This is a genomic window from Enterobacter cloacae complex sp. OE43NF (genome assembly GCF_023544405.1).
Lineage (GTDB): Bacteria > Pseudomonadota > Gammaproteobacteria > Enterobacterales > Enterobacteriaceae > Enterobacter > Enterobacter cloacae.
The window spans coordinates 68,154-84,950 of the sequence record NZ_JAMJFW010000012.1 but is presented as its reverse complement, the minus strand read 5'-3'; the positions used below and the strand labels follow the sequence as shown (position 1 = coordinate 84,950).

Annotated in this window: 15 protein-coding genes; 6 read left to right on the top strand and 9 right to left on the bottom strand. The window is 54.6% G+C overall.

Going from position 1 to position 16,797, the window contains the following annotated elements:
- The first annotated feature begins 216 nt into the window (after positions 1–216).
- From fdnG to fdnI, 3 genes are read left to right on the top strand one after another with little or no spacing between them, the layout of a single operon-like run.
- Positions 217–3,264: a formate dehydrogenase-N subunit alpha gene (gene fdnG / locus M8370_RS08065; protein ID WP_148790941.1), complete on the top strand. Its 3,048-nt coding sequence runs from the start codon at positions 217–219 to the stop codon at positions 3,262–3,264.
- A gap of 11 nt (positions 3,265–3,275) precedes the next feature.
- Entirely contained in the window at positions 3,276–4,160 is an 885-nt protein-coding gene (gene fdxH / locus M8370_RS08060; protein ID WP_003857048.1) for a formate dehydrogenase subunit beta, read from the top strand.
- Positions 4,153–4,809 carry a formate dehydrogenase-N subunit gamma gene (fdnI, locus tag M8370_RS08055; RefSeq protein WP_013096526.1) on the top strand — a complete coding sequence of 219 codons (657 nt, stop codon included), beginning with the start codon at positions 4,153–4,155 and terminating at the stop codon, positions 4,807–4,809. The genes fdxH and fdnI overlap by 8 nt, the downstream gene beginning before the upstream one ends.
- A gap of 276 nt (positions 4,810–5,085) precedes the next feature.
- On the opposite strand, the gene M8370_RS08045 is transcribed toward fdnI, so the two are convergent.
- Both M8370_RS08045 and ppk2 read right to left on the bottom strand, forming a co-directional pair.
- Positions 5,086–5,274 carry a type II toxin-antitoxin system CcdA family antitoxin gene (locus tag M8370_RS08045; protein ID WP_109455517.1) on the bottom strand — a complete coding sequence of 63 codons (189 nt, stop codon included), beginning with the start codon at positions 5,272–5,274 and terminating at the stop codon, positions 5,086–5,088.
- Positions 5,275–5,377: 103 nt separating this feature from the next.
- The gene (ppk2, locus tag M8370_RS08040) at positions 5,378–6,196 is read right to left on the bottom strand and encodes a polyphosphate kinase 2 (protein ID WP_013096528.1); all 819 of its coding nucleotides are present in this window, start codon (positions 6,194–6,196) and stop codon (positions 5,378–5,380) included.
- Between the two features lie 167 nt (positions 6,197–6,363).
- On the opposite strand from ppk2, the gene araJ reads away from it, so the two are divergent.
- Entirely contained in the window at positions 6,364–7,539 is a 1,176-nt protein-coding gene (araJ, locus tag M8370_RS08035) for an MFS transporter AraJ (protein WP_058678657.1), read from the top strand.
- 61 nt (positions 7,540–7,600) lie between these two features.
- Here araJ and adhP read toward each other — a convergent pair whose 3' ends face one another.
- The 6 genes from adhP to M8370_RS08005 form a co-directional block, all read right to left on the bottom strand.
- Complete coding sequence (adhP, locus tag M8370_RS08030; protein ID WP_013096530.1) at positions 7,601–8,611, bottom strand: alcohol dehydrogenase AdhP; 1,011 nt, start codon at positions 8,609–8,611, stop codon at positions 7,601–7,603.
- Between the two features lie 195 nt (positions 8,612–8,806).
- On the bottom strand, positions 8,807–10,516 hold the full coding sequence (locus M8370_RS08025; RefSeq protein ID WP_129327333.1) for an ABC-F family ATP-binding cassette domain-containing protein: 1,710 nt from the start codon (positions 10,514–10,516) through the stop codon (positions 8,807–8,809).
- Positions 10,517–10,843: 327 nt separating this feature from the next.
- Positions 10,844–12,541 carry an NAD-dependent malic enzyme gene (locus M8370_RS08020; RefSeq protein ID WP_013096532.1) on the bottom strand — a complete coding sequence of 566 codons (1,698 nt, stop codon included), beginning with the start codon at positions 12,539–12,541 and terminating at the stop codon, positions 10,844–10,846.
- Between the two features lie 176 nt (positions 12,542–12,717).
- Positions 12,718–12,855: a stationary-phase-induced ribosome-associated protein gene (gene sra, locus M8370_RS08015; RefSeq protein WP_013096533.1), complete on the bottom strand. Its 138-nt coding sequence runs from the start codon at positions 12,853–12,855 to the stop codon at positions 12,718–12,720.
- A 95-nt stretch (positions 12,856–12,950) separates the two neighbouring features.
- A complete protein-coding gene (gene bdm / locus M8370_RS08010) occupies positions 12,951–13,166 on the bottom strand; it encodes a biofilm-dependent modulation protein (RefSeq protein ID WP_013096534.1) in 216 nt (71 codons plus the stop codon).
- A gap of 232 nt (positions 13,167–13,398) precedes the next feature.
- Positions 13,399–14,250: a Vmh family MBL fold metallo-hydrolase gene (locus M8370_RS08005; protein ID WP_114518817.1), complete on the bottom strand. Its 852-nt coding sequence runs from the start codon at positions 14,248–14,250 to the stop codon at positions 13,399–13,401.
- 111 nt (positions 14,251–14,361) lie between these two features.
- On the opposite strand from M8370_RS08005, the gene M8370_RS08000 reads away from it, so the two are divergent.
- Positions 14,362–15,255 (top strand): LysR family transcriptional regulator, encoded by an 894-nt coding sequence (locus M8370_RS08000; RefSeq protein WP_181870558.1) that lies wholly within the window; start codon positions 14,362–14,364, stop codon positions 15,253–15,255.
- Between the two features lie 81 nt (positions 15,256–15,336).
- Positions 15,337–15,765 carry an OsmC family protein gene (locus tag M8370_RS07995; RefSeq protein WP_020690322.1) on the top strand — a complete coding sequence of 143 codons (429 nt, stop codon included), beginning with the start codon at positions 15,337–15,339 and terminating at the stop codon, positions 15,763–15,765.
- Between the two features lie 23 nt (positions 15,766–15,788).
- On the opposite strand, the gene M8370_RS07990 is transcribed toward M8370_RS07995, so the two are convergent.
- On the bottom strand, positions 15,789–16,694 hold the full coding sequence (locus tag M8370_RS07990; RefSeq protein ID WP_029883330.1) for a LysR family transcriptional regulator: 906 nt from the start codon (positions 16,692–16,694) through the stop codon (positions 15,789–15,791).
- Positions 16,695–16,797 lie beyond the last annotated feature (103 nt).

The window sequence follows — 16,797 nt, the reverse complement described above, 5'->3', positions numbered from 1 at the left end:
TGCCGCTACTCTCAAAACTAAAGGCAAAACTTATAGCACCGATCGCGCCCCGGTCGCGAATTATTCTCTTAAGCCGTTAATCAAAAAGAGGTATTTAAATGCGAGATGGCTGACTATTAAGGGGGCGAACACCGGCGACCTTGATTTGACGCAAAAAAAACAGGGGCTTTGCTGTTAGTTTGCGGCGCGAAGTCTTATCCGTAAATGAGGACAACAATGGACGTCAGCCGCAGACAATTTTTCAAAATCTGCGCGGGCGGTATGGCCGGAACAACAGCCGCGATGCTGGGATTCGCTCCCAAAATGGCGCTGGCTCAGGCGCGCAACTATAAACTGCTGCGTGCCAAAGAGATCCGTAACACCTGCACATACTGCTCCGTGGGTTGTGGGCTTTTAATGTATAGCCTGGGCGATGGCGCGAAGAACGCCAGAGAGGCCATTTATCATATTGAAGGGGATCCGGACCATCCGGTGAGCCGTGGGGCACTCTGCCCGAAAGGGGCGGGGCTGCTGGACTACGTTAACAGCGATAACCGTCTGCGCTATCCGGAATACCGCGCGCCGGGTTCCGACAAATGGCAGCGTATTTCCTGGGATGAAGCCTTCTCCCGGATTGCCAGACTGATGAAAGCTGACCGCGACGCCAACTTCATTGAGAAGAACGCACAGGGCGTGACGGTGAACCGTTGGCTCTCTACCGGCATGCTGTGCGCCTCGGCGGCCAGCAATGAAACCGGCATGCTAACGCAAAAATTTGTTCGCTCCCTCGGGATGCTGGCGGTTGATAACCAGGCGCGCGTCTGACACGGACCAACGGTAGCAAGTCTTGCTCCAACATTTGGTCGCGGTGCGATGACCAACCACTGGGTTGATATCAAAAATGCCAACGTCGTGATGGTGATGGGTGGCAACGCCGCTGAGGCCCATCCGGTGGGGTTCCGCTGGGCGATGGAAGCGAAAAACAATAACGATGCGACGCTTATCGTCGTCGATCCGCGCTTTACGCGTACGGCATCGGTGGCCGATATCTATGCACCGATCCGCTCCGGTACGGACATTACGTTCCTGTCGGGCGTGCTGCTGTATCTGATTGAAAACAATAAAATCAACGCGGAGTACGTAAAACACTACACCAACGCCAGCCTGCTGGTGCGGGATGATTTTGCCTTCGATGAGGGGCTGTTCAGCGGCTATGACGCGGACAAACGTCAGTACGATAAATCGTCCTGGAACTATCAGTTCGATGAAAACGGCTATGCCAGACGCGATGAAACCCTGAGTCATCCACGCTGCGTGTGGAACTTGCTGAAACAGCACGTTTCCCGCTATACGCCGGACGTAGTAGAAAACATCTGCGGTACGCCAAAAGCCGACTTCCTGAAAGTGTGTGAGGTTCTGGCCTCTACCAGTGCCGCCGACAGAACCACCACGTTCCTGTACGCGCTGGGCTGGACGCAGCACACCGTTGGTGCGCAGAACATCCGTACCATGGCGATGATTCAGCTGCTGCTCGGCAATATGGGGATGGCGGGAGGCGGGGTAAATGCCTTGCGCGGTCACTCCAACATCCAGGGCTTAACCGATCTGGGGTTACTCTCGACCAGCCTGCCGGGTTACCTGACGCTTCCGTCGGAAAAACAGGCCGATCTGCAAACCTATCTCACGGCCAATACGCCAAAAGCGACGCGTGCGGAGCAAGTGAACTACTGGAGCAACTATCCGAAGTTCTACGTCAGCCTGATGAAATCGTTTTATGGCGATGCGGCGCAGAAAGAGAACGACTGGGGCTTTGAGTGGCTGCCGAAATGGGACCAGGCCTACGACGTCATCAAGTATTTCAACATGATGGATAAGGGCAACGTCACGGGCTATATCTGCCAGGGCTTTAACCCGGTAGCGTCCTTCCCGGACAAAAACAAAGTGGTTCGCAGCCTAAGCAAGCTGAAGTACATGGTCGTTATCGATCCGCTGGTGACGGAAACGTCTAACTTCTGGCAGAACCACGGCGAGATGAATGATGTGGATCCCGCATCAATTCAGACCGAGGTCTTCCGCTTGCCGTCTACCTGTTTTGCCGAGGAAGACGGGTCGATCGCCAACTCCGGTCGCTGGTTACAGTGGCACTGGAAGGGGCAGGATGCGCCGGGTGAAGCGCGTAATGACGGTGAAATTCTGGCCGGGATTTACCATCGCCTGCGTGAGATGTACCGCACCCAAGGTGGCAAAGGCGCTGAACCGTTGCTGAAGATGAGCTGGAACTATAAGCAACCGGATCATCCTGAATCCGAAGAGGTGGCCAAAGAGAACAACGGCGTGGCGCTGGCCGATCTCTATGACGCCAACGGCAATCTGGTGGCGAAGAAAGGCCAGCTGCTGAACAGCTTTGCGCTCCTGCGCGATGATGGTTCTACCGCGTCGTCCTGCTGGATCTACACCGGCAGCTGGACCGAGCAGGGCAACCAGATGACCAATCGCGATAACGCAGACCCGTCCGGGTTGGGCAATACGCTGGGCTGGGCCTGGGCATGGCCGCTAAACCGTCGGGTGCTGTACAACCGCGCGTCGGCGGATATCAACGGTAAACCGTGGGATCCGAAACGGATGCTGATCGCGTGGAACGGCGCGAAATGGGCGGGGAATGATATTCCTGACTTCAACACCGCGCCACCGGGCAGTGAGACCGGGCCGTTTATTATGCAGCCGGAGGGGCTGGGACGCCTGTTTGCCCTCGACAAGCTGGCAGAGGGGCCATTCCCGGAACACTACGAGCCAATGGAAACGCCGCTCGGCACGAATCCGCTACACCCAAATGTTATCTCCAGTCCGGTCGTGCGTATCTACGCTGACGACGTGTTGCGTTTAGGCAAAAAGGACAAATTCCCGTATGTGGGAACCACCTATCGCCTGACGGAGCATTTCCACACCTGGACCAAGCATGCGCGGCTTAACGCCATCGCGCAGCCGGAACAGTTTGTGGAGATAAGCGAAACGCTGGCGAAAGCGAAAGGGATTGCCAATGGCGATCGCGTGACGGTGAGCAGCAAACGTGGCTTTATCCGTGCGGTTGCGGTGGTCACTCGTCGTCTGCAGACGTTGAACGTGAATGGTCAGCAGGTGGAAACCGTGGGTATCCCGCTGCACTGGGGCTTTGAAGGTGTGGCGCAGAAAGGCTATCTCGCCAATACCCTGACGCCAAACGTTGGCGATTCCAACTCGCAAACGCCGGAGTACAAGGCGTTTCTGGTCAACATCGAGAAAGCGTAAGGAGCGAGTAAATGGCGATGGAAACACAAGACATTATTAAACGCTCCGCGACCAACCCGATAACGCCCGCGCCGCGCGCGCGGGATTATAAGGCCGAAGTCGCCAAGCTTATCGATGTCTCTTCCTGCGTGGGCTGCAAAGCCTGCCAGGTGGCTTGTTCAGAGTGGAATGATATCCGCGATGAGGTAGGGCACTGCGTTGGCGTTTACGACAACCCGGCCGATCTGAGCGCCAAATCCTGGACGGTGATGCGTTTTAGCGAAACTGACCAGAACGGCAAGCTGGAGTGGCTGATTCGAAAAGATGGCTGTATGCACTGTGAAGATCCGGGCTGCCTCAAGGCCTGCCCGTCTGCAGGCGCCATCATCCAGTATGCGAACGGGATCGTCGACTTCCAGCAGGATAACTGTATCGGCTGCGGATATTGCATTGCGGGTTGTCCGTTTAACATCCCGCGCCTCAATAAAGAGGATAACCGGGTATACAAATGCACCCTGTGCGTAGACCGCGTCAGCGTCGGGCAGGAGCCTGCCTGCGTCAAGACCTGTCCAACCGGGGCCATTCACTTCGGCACCAAGAAAGAGATGCTGGAGGTGGCGCAGCAGCGCGTGGACAAACTGAAAGCGCGCGGCTACGACAAGGCGGGCATTTACAACCCGCAGGGGGTGGGCGGTACGCATGTGATGTATGTTCTGCATCACAATGATCAGCCGGAGCTGTACCACAATCTGCCGAAAGATCCGGCGATCGATACCTCCATCAACCTGTGGAAAGGGGCGCTAAAACCGCTCTCGGCGGCGGGCTTTATCGCCACCTTTGCCGGGCTGATTTATCACTACATCGGTATCGGGCCGAATAAAGAGGTGGATGACGACGAGGAGGAGCATCATGAGTAAGTCGAAAATGATAGTGCGCACAAAGTTTGTCGATCGCGCCTGTCACTGGACGGTGGTGATCTGCTTCTTCCTGGTGGCCGTATCCGGAATTTCGTTCTTCTTCCCGACGCTGCAATGGCTGACGGAAACGTTCGGCACGCCGCAGATGGGGCGTATTCTGCACCCGTTTTTTGGCGTACTGATTTTTGTGGTGCTGATGTTTATGTTTGTGCGTTTCGTCCACCACAATATCCCGGACAAGCAGGATATTCCCTGGCTGAAGGGCATTATTGAGGTCCTGAAGGGGAACGAACATAAAGTCGCGAAGGTCGGTAAATACAATGCCGGACAGAAGATGATGTTCTGGAGCATCATGAGCATGATTTTCGTCCTGCTGGTGACTGGTGTGATCATCTGGCGTCCTTATTTTGCGCAGTACTTCCCGATGCAGGTCATCCGCTACGCGCTGCTGATCCACGCAACCTCAGCCATCATTCTGATCCATGCCATTTTGATCCATATGTATATGGCGTTCTGGGTTAAAGGGTCGATTAAAGGCATGATTGAAGGGAAGGTGAGCCGCCGCTGGGCGCAGAAACACCACCCACGCTGGTACCGGGAAGTGGAGCGACAGGAAGCGAAACAGGAGAGTACGGAAGGGATGAAGTAAAACGTCCTGCGCCGTTGGCTTTGCCCGGCGGCGCTTCGCTTGCGCGGGCCTACGTTATGTGTTCGTCACTAACGCATCTATCGCCGCAATGACGGTACTTCTTGCGCTGCGAAGTTTACATACAAAATTTTTATTATTTAATTTCTTTTTCTCCACGTGTGTTATGCCAGCGGTGTTGAGAAAATATCTCTCAAATTCAATATTCACTAACGGTCCGGAGGGTTGTAATACCTGTGTAAGTTATTATGTTTCGATAAACATCGAACTGAAAGCACATTAAAGCCCTCCAAAATAAGGGTCATCTGATAATAATCCCGCTTTAGCAGTAAATTCATTCATTGCTTTTATGAACTCCTGATCCTGATGGTGCTGGCGTTTACGTTCCTCTGGAGTCAAGGCCTGACGCGGTATTCTCTCTATCCGGGGTAGTCTGCCACTGCAGTTTTTTGTTCGGTTTGGTTTCATTTTTTAGCCTCCTTTGTTGGTGCGGTCATTATCAACCGCAGCCAACAAAAAACAATACCGTTTCCCCTGGTAATCTTCATTATGCGAGCCGTATTCCAGCTTATCAGAATTTCTCCGCAATATATCGGAAAGGATATTTTGTCGGTTTGACTTTGCCAATTTTTCGCTTCGGCAAATCCACTTTTTCAACGTGAAGTTCTTTATACGGGATCTGCGAAAGCAGATGGGAGATAATATTCAACCGCACGCGTTTTTTATCTTCCGAGCGCGCCACAAACCACGGTGCCCAGGCAGTGTCCGTGGAGGCAAACATGGCATCCCGCGCTACGGTGTATTCATCCCATAAATTGAACGATTTAATATCCATAGGCGATAATTTCCAGATCTTGCGGCCATCGTTGATGCGATCGCGTAGCCTGCGTTCCTGCTCTTTCGGCGTCACTTCAAGCCAGTATTTCAGCAAAATGATCCCGGCATCGACCATCGCTTTTTCCATCACCGGTGCGCCATCAAGAAACTTTTCAACCTGTTCCGGCGTGCAGAACCCCATCACCCGTTCAACGCCTGCGCGGTTGTACCAGCTGCGGTCAAAAATAACGATTTCACCGGCAGCGGGCAGGTGCGGAACATAACGCTGGAAATAGAGCTGCGTTTTCTCTTTTTCTGTAGGCGCAGGCAGCGCGACAACCCGGAATACGCGCGGGCTGACGCGTTCGGTTATCGCTTTTATGGTGCCGCCTTTACCGGCCCCGTCGCGTCCCTCAAACACGATGCAGACTTTCAATCCTTTGGCGACAACCCATTGCTGGAGTTTGACCAGTTCAACGTGAAGGCGACGAAGCTCTTTTTCATACTCTTTTGTTTTCAGAGGGGCATTTTTAACGACATCAACAGCGACGCTGGTTTTCTTGTTACTTGCCATGATTGTCATCCTCAGGTTGTCCGATCGCGGGGAAGAAGCGAGGCCGCATTAAGAAGTGTAATTCACCTGAATTAATGGATTAACGTGTCAGTCTGCTGATTTGAACTGGCTCACCATACAAGATTATTCAATAATGCCCGCTGCGAATTTTCACTCGTGGTTGTGGTATGAAAAAGACAATTTTCTCGTTAGCCCTTAGCACGTTTGGCCTGGGCATGGCTGAATTTGGCATTATGGGTGTCCTGACGGAACTGGCGCATGATACCGGTATTTCCATTCCCTCCGCCGGAAATATGATTTCGTTTTACGCCTTTGGCGTGGTGATTGGCGCGCCGATTGTGGCGCTGTTTTCCAGTAAGTTCTCGTTAAAAACCACGCTGCTGTTTCTGGTTGCCCTGTGTGCGGTGGGCAACGCGATGTTTACCTTTTCCACATCCTATTTTTGGCTGGCTGCAGGGCGCTTAATCTCGGGGTTCCCGCACGGCGCAATTTTCGGTGTGGGGGCGATTATCCTCTCGAAAATAGCGCCACCGGGTAAGGTGACGGTGGCCGTGGCGGGGATGATCGCCGGGATGACCGTGGCGAATCTGGTGGGGGTTCCGTTTGGAACCTGGCTAGGGCATACATTCAACTGGCGTTATACCTTTTTCCTGATAGCCCTGTTTGACGCGCTGGTGATCCTCTCGGTGCTGGTGTGGGTACCAAACCTTCATGACGCATCAGAAATAAAACTCACCGAGCAGTTTCACTTCCTGAAAAAACCGGAACCGTGGCTGATCTTCGCCGCCACCATGTTTGGCAACGCTGGTGTTTTTGCGTGGTTCAGTTTTGTGAAGCCGTTTATGGTCAATGTCTCTGGCTTCTCCGAGGGGCTGATGACGATCATCATGATGTTGATGGGCCTCGGCATGGTGCTGGGTAACCTGCTGAGCGGGAAACTATCGGGCCGTTTCAGCCCGCTGCGTATTGCTGCCACCACCGATATGGTGATTGTCGCCTCACTGTTATTGCTTTTCGCCTTTGGTGAACAGAAAACCGCGTCGTTGGTGATGGGGTTTATCTGCTGTGCCGGGCTGTTCGCACTCTCTGCACCACTGCAAATTCTGCTGCTGCAAAATGCGAAAGGAGGGGAAATGCTTGGTGCCGCAGGCGGACAGATGGCGTTTAACCTGGGCAGTGCGATTGGCGCGTATTTTGGCGGAATGATGATTACGCTCGGTTTCAGCTGGAGCTATGTCACGCTACCGGCGGCGATTTTATCCTTCCTTGCGATGAGCGCGCTGCTGGCGTATGGCTATCTGCGCGCCCGGCGGGCTCAGTCTGATGCTCGTGCGCTGGCCTGAGTGCCGGAATATGGTCATAAAAAACCGCCCCATAAACGGAGCGGTTAGTGGGTACGGACCGTTACGAGCGTAAATCAATCACCATACGGCCGCGGATCTGGCCCTGTTCCATCTCTTTGAAGATGGCGTTGATATCTTCCAGCGGGCGCATCGTCACTTTTGGCACCACTTTGCCTTCGGCTGCAAACTGGAACGCTTCCTGCAGATCCTGACGGGTACCAACCAGCGAGCCGACCACCTGGATACCGTCCAGCACCAGACGGGGGATATCAAGACTCATGGCTTCCGGCGGCAGGCCAACGGCCACCACGCGACCACCGGCACGCACCGCGTCCACCGCCGAGTTAAACGCTGCTTTCGCGACCGCCGTTACCACAGCCGCATGCGCGCCGCCGGTTTTTTCCTGCACGATTTTAGCGGCATCTTCGCTGCGGGAGTTGATGGTTAAATCCGCCCCCATGCTTGCAGCCAGCTTCAGCTGTTCGTCGTTAACGTCAAGGGCGATGACTTTGGCGTTGAAGACGTTTTTCGCATACTGCAGCGCGAGGTTACCCAGTCCGCCCAGGCCGTAGATCGCAATCCACTGGCCCGGCTTGATATGGGAGACTTTTACCGCTTTGTAAGTGGTGACGCCGGCACAGGTTATGCTGCTGGCCGCAGCGGAATCCAGCCCGTCAGGCACTTTTACCGCGTAATCCGCGGTGACAATGCACTCTTCAGCCATGCCGCCATCAACGGAATAACCGGCGTTTTTCACATCGCGGCACAGGGTTTCGTTGCCGGTATTACAGTATTCACAGTGGCCGCAGCCCTCAAAGAACCACGCGACGCTTGCACGGTCGCCGACTTTCAGTGACGTCACGCCAGGCCCAACTTCTTTCACGATCCCAATCCCTTCGTGGCCCAGGATCACACCGGTTTTATCACCGAAATCGCCATTTTTGACGTGGAGGTCAGTATGGCAAACGCCACAGCACTCCATTTTGAGCAGGGCTTCGCCGTGCTTCAGTGGGCGTAAGGTTTTTTCGGTAACATTGACCTGATGATCCTGTGTAACAACAGCAGCCTTCATAGGTTTCTCCTTGTTTCTGATGGGTATGTGTATCGCAGGGGAATACTACTTAAGGATTAATAGTTTAGAGGTGTTATGCAAGGCGGCGGCAACATAATGTCACCAATTGATGCGATTTCAGATTAAGAATACAGCGATCCTCTAATAATTAGGGGGGAATTCACTGGCCCGGCGAGAAGCTCGCCGGGCACAGATCTACAGTTTTGCTTCTATCACCTCAATCTCTTTGCGCCATTGCGCCTGCAGCTGTGGTTTCTGATGCTTAGGCTTACGCGCCAGGTCTTCTGCGAGTAGCGTTTCCAGCGCGATCAGCCTTTCAAGCAGATCGTCCGATGCTTGCGCTTTAACATCCGCGACTGCGGGTGACGCCGACGACGCCATCAGGCCTGTGCGTTCACGCAGCCGTTCGAACACCGCTTCGGCGTCATGCCATTCGCTCAGCAAACCGTCCTCAATCAGCCAGAAGCGATTGCAGCTTTGGGCGATCAGCTGCCGGTCATGGCTGACCAGCAGCACTCCGCCGTCAAACTGTTGCAGGGTAGTGGCCAGCGCCTCTTTGCCTTCCATGTCCAGGTGGTTGGTAGGCTCATCCAGCATCAGCAGGCTATAACGGGCAAGCGTCAGGCCGACAAACAGCAGGCGCGAACGCTCCCCCCCGCTGAGGGTGCTGACCTTTTGCCCGTGACGCGCCCACGGGAACCCGGCGCTGATAAGCGCCATCTTGCGATCCTGTGGCGCTGGCGCAAAAGGCTCCAGCGCGTCGAAGATCGTTGCCTCATCCGGAAGCTGATTCAGCGTCTGGTCGTAATAGCCTGGCGACACGCGAGGATGGAGTTTTAGCCCAGCCTCTGACGGTTCACCTGAGAAATGCCGCCAGATGAGCTTCATCAGCGATGATTTGCCGCAGCCGTTACGCCCGACGATAGCCACGCGATCGCCACTTTTAAGCCGCGCAATGTCGACGTGAAATAGATCGGGCAAACCAGGTGCAGGCGGTACGCCGAGGTTTTCCATCTCCAGCAGTCGGTCCGCCCGCAGGGCATCACCACGCAGGGTTAACGTCCACGGACTGCCTGCCGTGAGCTCTGTCTGGCTCTCCTTTAGCCGCTCGACCTGTTTTTCCATCTGTTTGGCTTTGCGGGCCAGATCTTCGTTATCGTAGACTTTGCCCCAGGTGGCCAGCCGTCTGGCACTGGCGGTTACGCGGTCGATCTCCTTTTGCTCCGCCTTATGCCGCAGCGCATCGCTTTCGTCTTTCGCCACCAGCGCCTGGCGCGCGGCGGTGCAGGGAAGGGCGAAGTAGTGCAACATCTTATCGCGCAGGATCCAGCTGCCGTTGGTGACGGCATCCAGCAACTGCCTGTCGTGCGAGACCAGTACAAAGCTGCCGGACCAGTTCTGTAAAAACTGCTCCAGCCAGAGCATGGTAGGCAAATCGAGGTGGTTGCTCGGCTCGTCCAGCAGTAACAGATCCGGCTCGCCGATCAACGCCCGCGCGAGCAGGAGACGCGTGTGTTGCCCGCCGCTCAGCGTCGCCGACGTTAAGGCCATGTCCTGCGGCGTAAAGCCCATACCTGCCAGCAGCGTTTCTGCTTTCCAGCGCAGGCTCTCGCGCTCAGTCGTGGGCAGTTGCGCCAGCACGGCATCCAGCATGGTCAGAGGATAAATGGCTTCTGGCAGATGTTGCTCAACGCGCGCCATCAGACAGTGTCCGGCCAGCGCGACGCTTCCGGCAGCGGGAGAATCTGTGCCGTCCAGCACCTTCAGCAGCGTACTTTTGCCGCAGCCGTTGTCGCCCAGCAGGCCAATGCGGTCGCCTTTTTTCAGCGTAAAGGAGAGGGAGTCGAAGAGCGTGCCAAACGCCGTATCAACACGTAAAGATTGTGCAGTGAGTAAAATGCTCATTGTTGCTTACCCAAGAGTTACAGGCATGTTTATGCCTCGTCAAACATCGCTGACGATAACTCAGTAAGCCCGAGAGAAGGGATTTCAGGGGTTGGTGTCTTCGCTCAAGCAGAAGTTATCGCAGCACGATACCGATAACGCTTGAGCTGGTGCGATCACCAAATGCATGTGAAACATTGAAAATTTCACAGTACAGCATAATTGGCCTCCTTATATATTCAGTGGGTTAATGGATGAAAGGAGTGTAGCGGGGGAAAGGCGGTTTGGCTAGGGGGGACGAATGTAATTCCCTCTCCCACAGGGAGAGGGAACGGTCGGAACACAGTGTTAGATCGAAGTACGACGGTAGCTGCGGTATTCCGGCATCCAGAAGTTGTCGTCGATGGCCTGCTGCAGCGCGTCGGCAGAGGTTTTCACTGCCACACCCTGCTGCTGGGCCATTTTCCCGACCGCGAACGCGATAGCACGCGACACCTTGTGAATGTCTTTCAGCTCTGGCAGCACCAGTCCTTCGCCATCGTTCACCAGCGGCGAGTGGCCCGCCAGGGTTTCGCTTGCCGACATCAGCATCTCATCGGTAATGCGCGACGCGCCGGAGGCGATCACACCCAGACCAATGCCCGGGAAAATGTAGGAGTTGTTGCACTGGGCAATAGGATAGGTTTTGTCCTTCCACACCACCGGATCGAACGGGCTGCCGGTTGCGACCAGCGCGTTCCCTTCGGTCCAGGCAATGATGTCCTGCGGCGTTGCTTCCACGCGCGAGGTCGGGTTGGAGAGCGGCATCACGATAGGGCGTTCGCAGTGCTTGTGCATCTCACGAATGATCTCTTCCGTGAACAGCCCCGTCTGACCGGAGACGCCAATCAGGATATCCGGCTTCACGTTGCGCACTACGTCCAGCAGAGAGAGCACTTCGTTGTCGGTGTCCCAGTTCTTCAGGTTCTCACGTTTCTGCACCAGCTTGGTCTGGAACGGCAGCAGGTTTGGCATGCCGTCGGTCAGCAGGCCGAAACGGTCGACCATGAACACGCGGGAGCGCGCCAGCTCTTCGCTTAGCCCTTCACGCTGCGTCTGGGCGATAATCTGCTCGGCGATACCACAACCCGCAGAGCCTGCGCCCAGGAAGACAATTTTCTGATAGCTCAGTTGGCTGCCTGCCGCGCGACTGGCGGCAATCAGCGTGCCGACGGTGACCGCGGCGGTGCCCTGAATATCATCGTTAAAAGAGCAGATCTCATCGCGATAGCGGTTCAGCAACGGCATCGCGTTTTTCTGCGCGAAGTCTTCAAACTGCAGCAGCACGTCCGGCCAGCGGTGCTTGACCGCCTGGATGAAATCATCGACAAACTGATAGTACTCGTCGTCGGTGATACGCGGATGACGCCAGCCCATATACAGCGGGTCGTTAAGCAACTGCTGGTTGTTGGTGCCCACATCCAGCACCACCGGCAGGGTATACGCCGGGCTGATGCCGCCGCAGGCGGTATACAGAGAGAGCTTACCGATTGGGATCCCCATGCCGCCAATACCCTGGTCACCGAGACCCAGAATACGTTCGCCGTCGGTCACCACGATCACTTTGATATTGTGGTTCGGCACGTTCTGCAGAATATCGTCCATGTTGTGGCGGTTCTGATAAGAGATAAAGACGCCACGGGAGCGACGGTAGATCTCTGAGAAGCGTTCACAGGCGGCACCCACCGTTGGGGTGTAGATCACCGGCATCATCTCTTCGAGATGATTTTGTACCAGACGATAGAAGAGGGTTTCGTTGGTGTCCTGAATGTTGCGCAGGTAAATATGTTTGTCGATTTCGGTTTTGAAACCCTGATACTGGATCCACGCGCGCTCTGCCTGTTCTTCAATGGTTTCCACCACTTCTGGCAGCAAACCGAGCAGGTTGAAGCTGCTGCGCTCTTCCATGCTGAAGGCGCTACCTTTGTTGAGCAGGGGGAATTCGAGTAATACCGGGCCGGCATAAGGGATATATAGGGAACGATGTTTTTTCAGTTTGTTGTCCATGTCACTCACTCTTTTTTTGAAGATCCGTCCCTGACACTGCTGTTTGTCATCTTTCTGGCCTGTGCGATGGGGTGCGGTCAGGCGGTATTATAAAGGAGCTAAATATTAATTACCGCAACACATAAACAAAAACACCATCGGTTTTGCCGATGGTGTTGAGGATCTCTCCTGGGAACTTACTTGCCCGCGTGGCGTTTTCTGCCGGTGGCGTGAGTGACCTGTGTTTCACTGTCGCCTTCAATCACCACTTTACGTTGGTTAGAAAGCTTGTAGTTCAGTCCCAGTATATGGCGTGCCTGACGGTTCGATTTCATGTTAACTCCTCAATCCTGTTGATAGTTTTAAGGACCAGTTCGCTTACGCAAACGAAATGTAACCCCTTAGGTTGCAGATCCAGCTTAGCAGGTTTTTACAAAGGTGCGTTTTGCCCGCTGACGACGTAGTTAATGGTCTGCTGGTAGATGTCACTGAGGATGTCATTGTCTGTGGATTCCACCCACTTGGTCAGTTCCATCAAAATGTCATCTTCAGTCACAGCACCATGCTCGGCGTGAAGACCCTGTGCAATCGCGTTAACGAGTTCAGGTTGTGCTGCTGCAGTATTGGCCGGGTAATAAGTAAACATGCTGCCTCCGTGTCGTTGTCTGTTTAATGGTACGGCTCGCAAAAAATTTAATTCACAAACAGAATGGCAAATATTTTGGCCGCTGTGTCTAAGATTCATCTTAGAAATAAAAATGACATAAGTGCATGCTTTTATGCGCTTTTAGAATGGGAGGATATATTGAGGGTTTGCCGCGAGGATATTCTGCAGGTGCTCCTGCTATCACTGAAATATAGCAGGAGCAGATTTTACATTACCACTTCATTTCGCCAGTATTCACTTTGGCGCTTAATTCCAGCGAGCTCTCTTCAGCCAGACCCGGATACTGTTTTTTCATGGCGTTGATCACGCCTGTCGATGTTTTATGTTCTGACAACGCCTGTTCGAAGTGCTGGAGATAATCACGGGTAAAGTCGATAGCACCGCTGCCTGCCGGTGGTGTTCCCAGATAGTGACCCGGGATCACGCGTTCAGGCTTATGTGCCGCCATGCTTTCCAGCGTCTGTTGCCACTCCTTGCGGCTGGCTGGCGTCTGGGTGTCTGCCGTCCAGACGTGGATACCCCAGGCGACACCGGTGCCACCGAGGATAGTTTTAGCCGAAGGGATCCAGACATAGGCGGCGTAGCTTTCTGGCTGCTCGATATCAATCTTCTCGCCGTCCACCATGAAGGTAGTGGATGCCAGTACCTGCGGAACGATAAGTTCGGTTGGCGCACCGTCTTTCATCTGCGGTCCCCAGAAGGCAAGCTTGGCGTCTTTGGTGGCCTTGATATGGTCAACCACCTGCTGTGTGGCCACCACTTTGGCATTCGGGAAGGCTTTCACCAGCGGTTGCAGTCCAAAATAGAAATCCGGATCGCCAGAGGTAATGACGATTTTGTTCAGGGTTTTCCCGCTTTTGCGAATTTTGTCGACCAGCGCTTCGCCATCTTTGACGCTGAACTGGGCGTCAAACAGCACGGCCTCTTTTGGACCAGAGACCAGCGTGGAGGAGACCGCAAACATCCCTTTGTTCTGCGGATTATAGGTATCAATGGTTAATGGCGCAGCCAACACCGCGGGCGTGATAAGCGTGGAAAGCAGTGCAAGGTGAGTGAATTTCATTCTGATGTCTCTGTTGTTCAGGAAAGTCTTTATTGTACGGATATTCGCATTTGCCAGAATTCCTGAAACAAGACATGCTTTGTTTCATAAATCGAGCAAATGGGGTGTGATATGGATCGCGTTATTGCCGCTCAGGTCTATAACCGGATATGCGAGCTGGGAAGCCTGAGTGCAGCGGCCCGGGCGTTGGGTATCTCCCGTCCGATGGTGAGCCGCTATCTTGAGCAAATGGAGAAGTGGGCCGGTACGCGGCTGGTAAACCGCTCGACGCGCAAGCTGACGCTGACGGCGGCCGGAGAGAAGGTGCTGCTAAAAACGCGAACGCTGTCCCAGCTGTCGCAGGAAATTGAGGGCCAGTCGGAGAAAGATCTCCCTTCAGGCACGCTACGGGTGGCCTGCGCCCATTTTACCGCCATGCATCTGATTGCCCCGGTGCTGCCCGGCTTGCTTTCGCGCTACCCGCAGCTGCGCATTGAGCTGGATGTGAACAACCACCCGGTGAGTCTGGTAGGGGAACGCATTGATGTGGCGATCCGCATTACGGATAACCCAGAGCCCGGGATGATCGCCCGCAGGCTCGGGGAGTGTCGTTCCGTGCTGTGCGCGTCGCCGCAGTATCTTGCAACCCACGGCACGCCAGAGCAGGTGAAGGAGTTAGCGCAGCACAACTGTCTGCACTACAGCTTTTTCGCCGGTCAGGCTTGGCACTTCCTGACGCCGGAAGGGGAAAACGTCAGCGTCGCCGTGAGCGGCAACCTCAGCGCCAGCATCTCGTCATTGTTGATGGAGGCGGCGGTGAAGCATTGCGGCATTGCCATGCTGCCGGAGCAGGAAGCACATGCCGCGATTGAACAGGGCACGCTGGTCCCGCTGCTGAGCAGCCTGACGCCCAAAGCGTTAGCCATTCACGGTATTTATCAGTCCCGGGAGTTTCAGCCCGCAGCGTTGCGCGTGTTTCTTGATGAGATAGCGCACCATCTGTCAGGCGACGTGCAGCGGGAATAGGTTACAGAATTGTCTGTGTTCCAGGGTGTGCCGGAATCATCGTCTATACTTACCCCTTTGTAAGCCAAAAGGAGAGCAAGAATGACGATTCATAAGCACGGTTCGGCACACTGGTCTGGTGATATCAAAAATGGCAAAGGGACGGTCTCAACGGAAAGTGGCGTCCTGAATCAACAACCTTACGGCTTTAACACCCGCTTCGAAGGCGCTAAAGGCACTAACCCGGAAGAGTTGATTGGCGCAGCTCACGCCGCCTGTTTCTCAATGGCGCTGTCGCTGATGATTGGTGAAGCGGGCTATACCGCAGATTCCATCGATACCACAGCGGATGTCTCGCTGGATAAAACCGATGGCGGCTTCGCAATCAGCAAAATTGCGCTAAACAGCAAGGTCACCGTACCGGGTATCGACCCGCAGAAATTCGACGGCATCATCCAGAAAGCGAAAGCAGGATGCCCGGTGTCGCAGGTACTGAAAGCGGAAATCACGCTGGACTATAAACTTAACTAAGCCTGAGCCGGGCGAAGGCCCGGCTATCCCTTCAGCGCAGCAGGAAAAACCGCTGCCAGCCATGCAATAAACGCCTTAAGCCGATGCGTCAGATGCCGGTTTTGCGGATAAACCACGTGAAACGGATACGCGGCCGGTCGCCAGTCGCTTAAAATTTCTTGTAACGTACCCGCCTGAAGATATGTCTTTGCTGAATACGTAAACGTCTGAATGATCCCTAATCCTGCCACCGCCGCTGCCAGGTGCGCATTGCTTTCATTAACGCCGAGATAGTGCGAAATGCCGATCTCCTGCACCTCGCCGCCTTTCCTGAAGCGAAACGGAAAGGGTCGCCCGGTGACCGGGGAGAGATAGCTTATAAGTTTATGTCCGTTGCGCAACTCTTGCGGATAAGCCGGAACGCCGTGCTTTTTCAGATAGCCCGGCGTTGCGCAGGTCACCATGTCGGCGTCGCCCAGATGACGGGCGATAAGGGTGGAATCGTTCAGCGGACCGCCTCTGATCACACAATCCACGTTGCCGCTGATCAAATCAACAGGACGATCCGCCACGCCAAGATCGATGCGAATATCCGGGTAGCGCTGCATGAAATCCGGGAGCAGGGGGATGAGCACGTCGCGGGCAGTCGAACCGCCAATATCCACCCGCAGATGTCCTTTCGGTGTGGCGTGAGAGACGCGAAACGAGGTATCGATATCTTCGATATCAATGAGCACCCTGAGCGCTTTTTCATAATACTCCGCGCCTTCCGGCGTCGTGACCACCCGGCGGGTGGTACGGTGCAGCAGCCGTATTTCAAGATGCGCCTCAAGCGCTTTCACAAGCTTGCTCAGTGTGGCAATGGGCATGTTTAGCGAATCAGCCGCTCGGGTAAAGCTACCGGTTTCCACAACCCGCGTGAAGGCGCGCATCGCCATGAGCTGGTCCATCTTTTTCTCTCGATTATTTCTGTCTGTGAATAGTCATTTTCATTTTTGCTGGTTTTTCACTAATCCGGCAAGGGCTAATGTGTCTCCAGCGCAAGCAAAAACG

What these genes read in the sequence shown, in the direction of transcription:
- fdxH (WP_003857048.1), top strand. Translation starts at nt 3,276, where the DNA reads ATGGCGATGGAAACACAAGACATTATTAAACGCTCCGCGACCAACCCG.
- fdnI (WP_013096526.1), top strand. Translation starts at nt 4,153, where the DNA reads ATGAGTAAGTCGAAAATGATAGTGCGCACAAAGTTTGTCGATCGCGCC.
- M8370_RS08045 (WP_109455517.1), bottom strand. Translation starts at nt 5,274, where the DNA reads ATGAAACCAAACCGAACAAAAAACTGCAGTGGCAGACTACCCCGGATA.
- ppk2 (WP_013096528.1), bottom strand. Translation starts at nt 6,196, where the DNA reads ATGGCAAGTAACAAGAAAACCAGCGTCGCTGTTGATGTCGTTAAAAAT.
- araJ (WP_058678657.1), top strand. Translation starts at nt 6,364, where the DNA reads ATGAAAAAGACAATTTTCTCGTTAGCCCTTAGCACGTTTGGCCTGGGC.
- adhP (WP_013096530.1), bottom strand. Translation starts at nt 8,611, where the DNA reads ATGAAGGCTGCTGTTGTTACACAGGATCATCAGGTCAATGTTACCGAA.
- M8370_RS08025 (WP_129327333.1), bottom strand. Translation starts at nt 10,516, where the DNA reads ATGAGCATTTTACTCACTGCACAATCTTTACGTGTTGATACGGCGTTT.
- M8370_RS08020 (WP_013096532.1), bottom strand. Translation starts at nt 12,541, where the DNA reads ATGGACAACAAACTGAAAAAACATCGTTCCCTATATATCCCTTATGCC.
- sra (WP_013096533.1), bottom strand. Translation starts at nt 12,855, where the DNA reads ATGAAATCGAACCGTCAGGCACGCCATATACTGGGACTGAACTACAAG.
- bdm (WP_013096534.1), bottom strand. Translation starts at nt 13,166, where the DNA reads ATGTTTACTTATTACCCGGCCAATACTGCAGCAGCACAACCTGAACTC.
- M8370_RS08005 (WP_114518817.1), bottom strand. Translation starts at nt 14,250, where the DNA reads ATGAAATTCACTCACCTTGCACTGCTTTCCACGCTTATCACGCCCGCG.
- M8370_RS08000 (WP_181870558.1), top strand. Translation starts at nt 14,362, where the DNA reads ATGGATCGCGTTATTGCCGCTCAGGTCTATAACCGGATATGCGAGCTG.
- M8370_RS07995 (WP_020690322.1), top strand. Translation starts at nt 15,337, where the DNA reads ATGACGATTCATAAGCACGGTTCGGCACACTGGTCTGGTGATATCAAA.
- M8370_RS07990 (WP_029883330.1), bottom strand. Translation starts at nt 16,694, where the DNA reads ATGGACCAGCTCATGGCGATGCGCGCCTTCACGCGGGTTGTGGAAACC.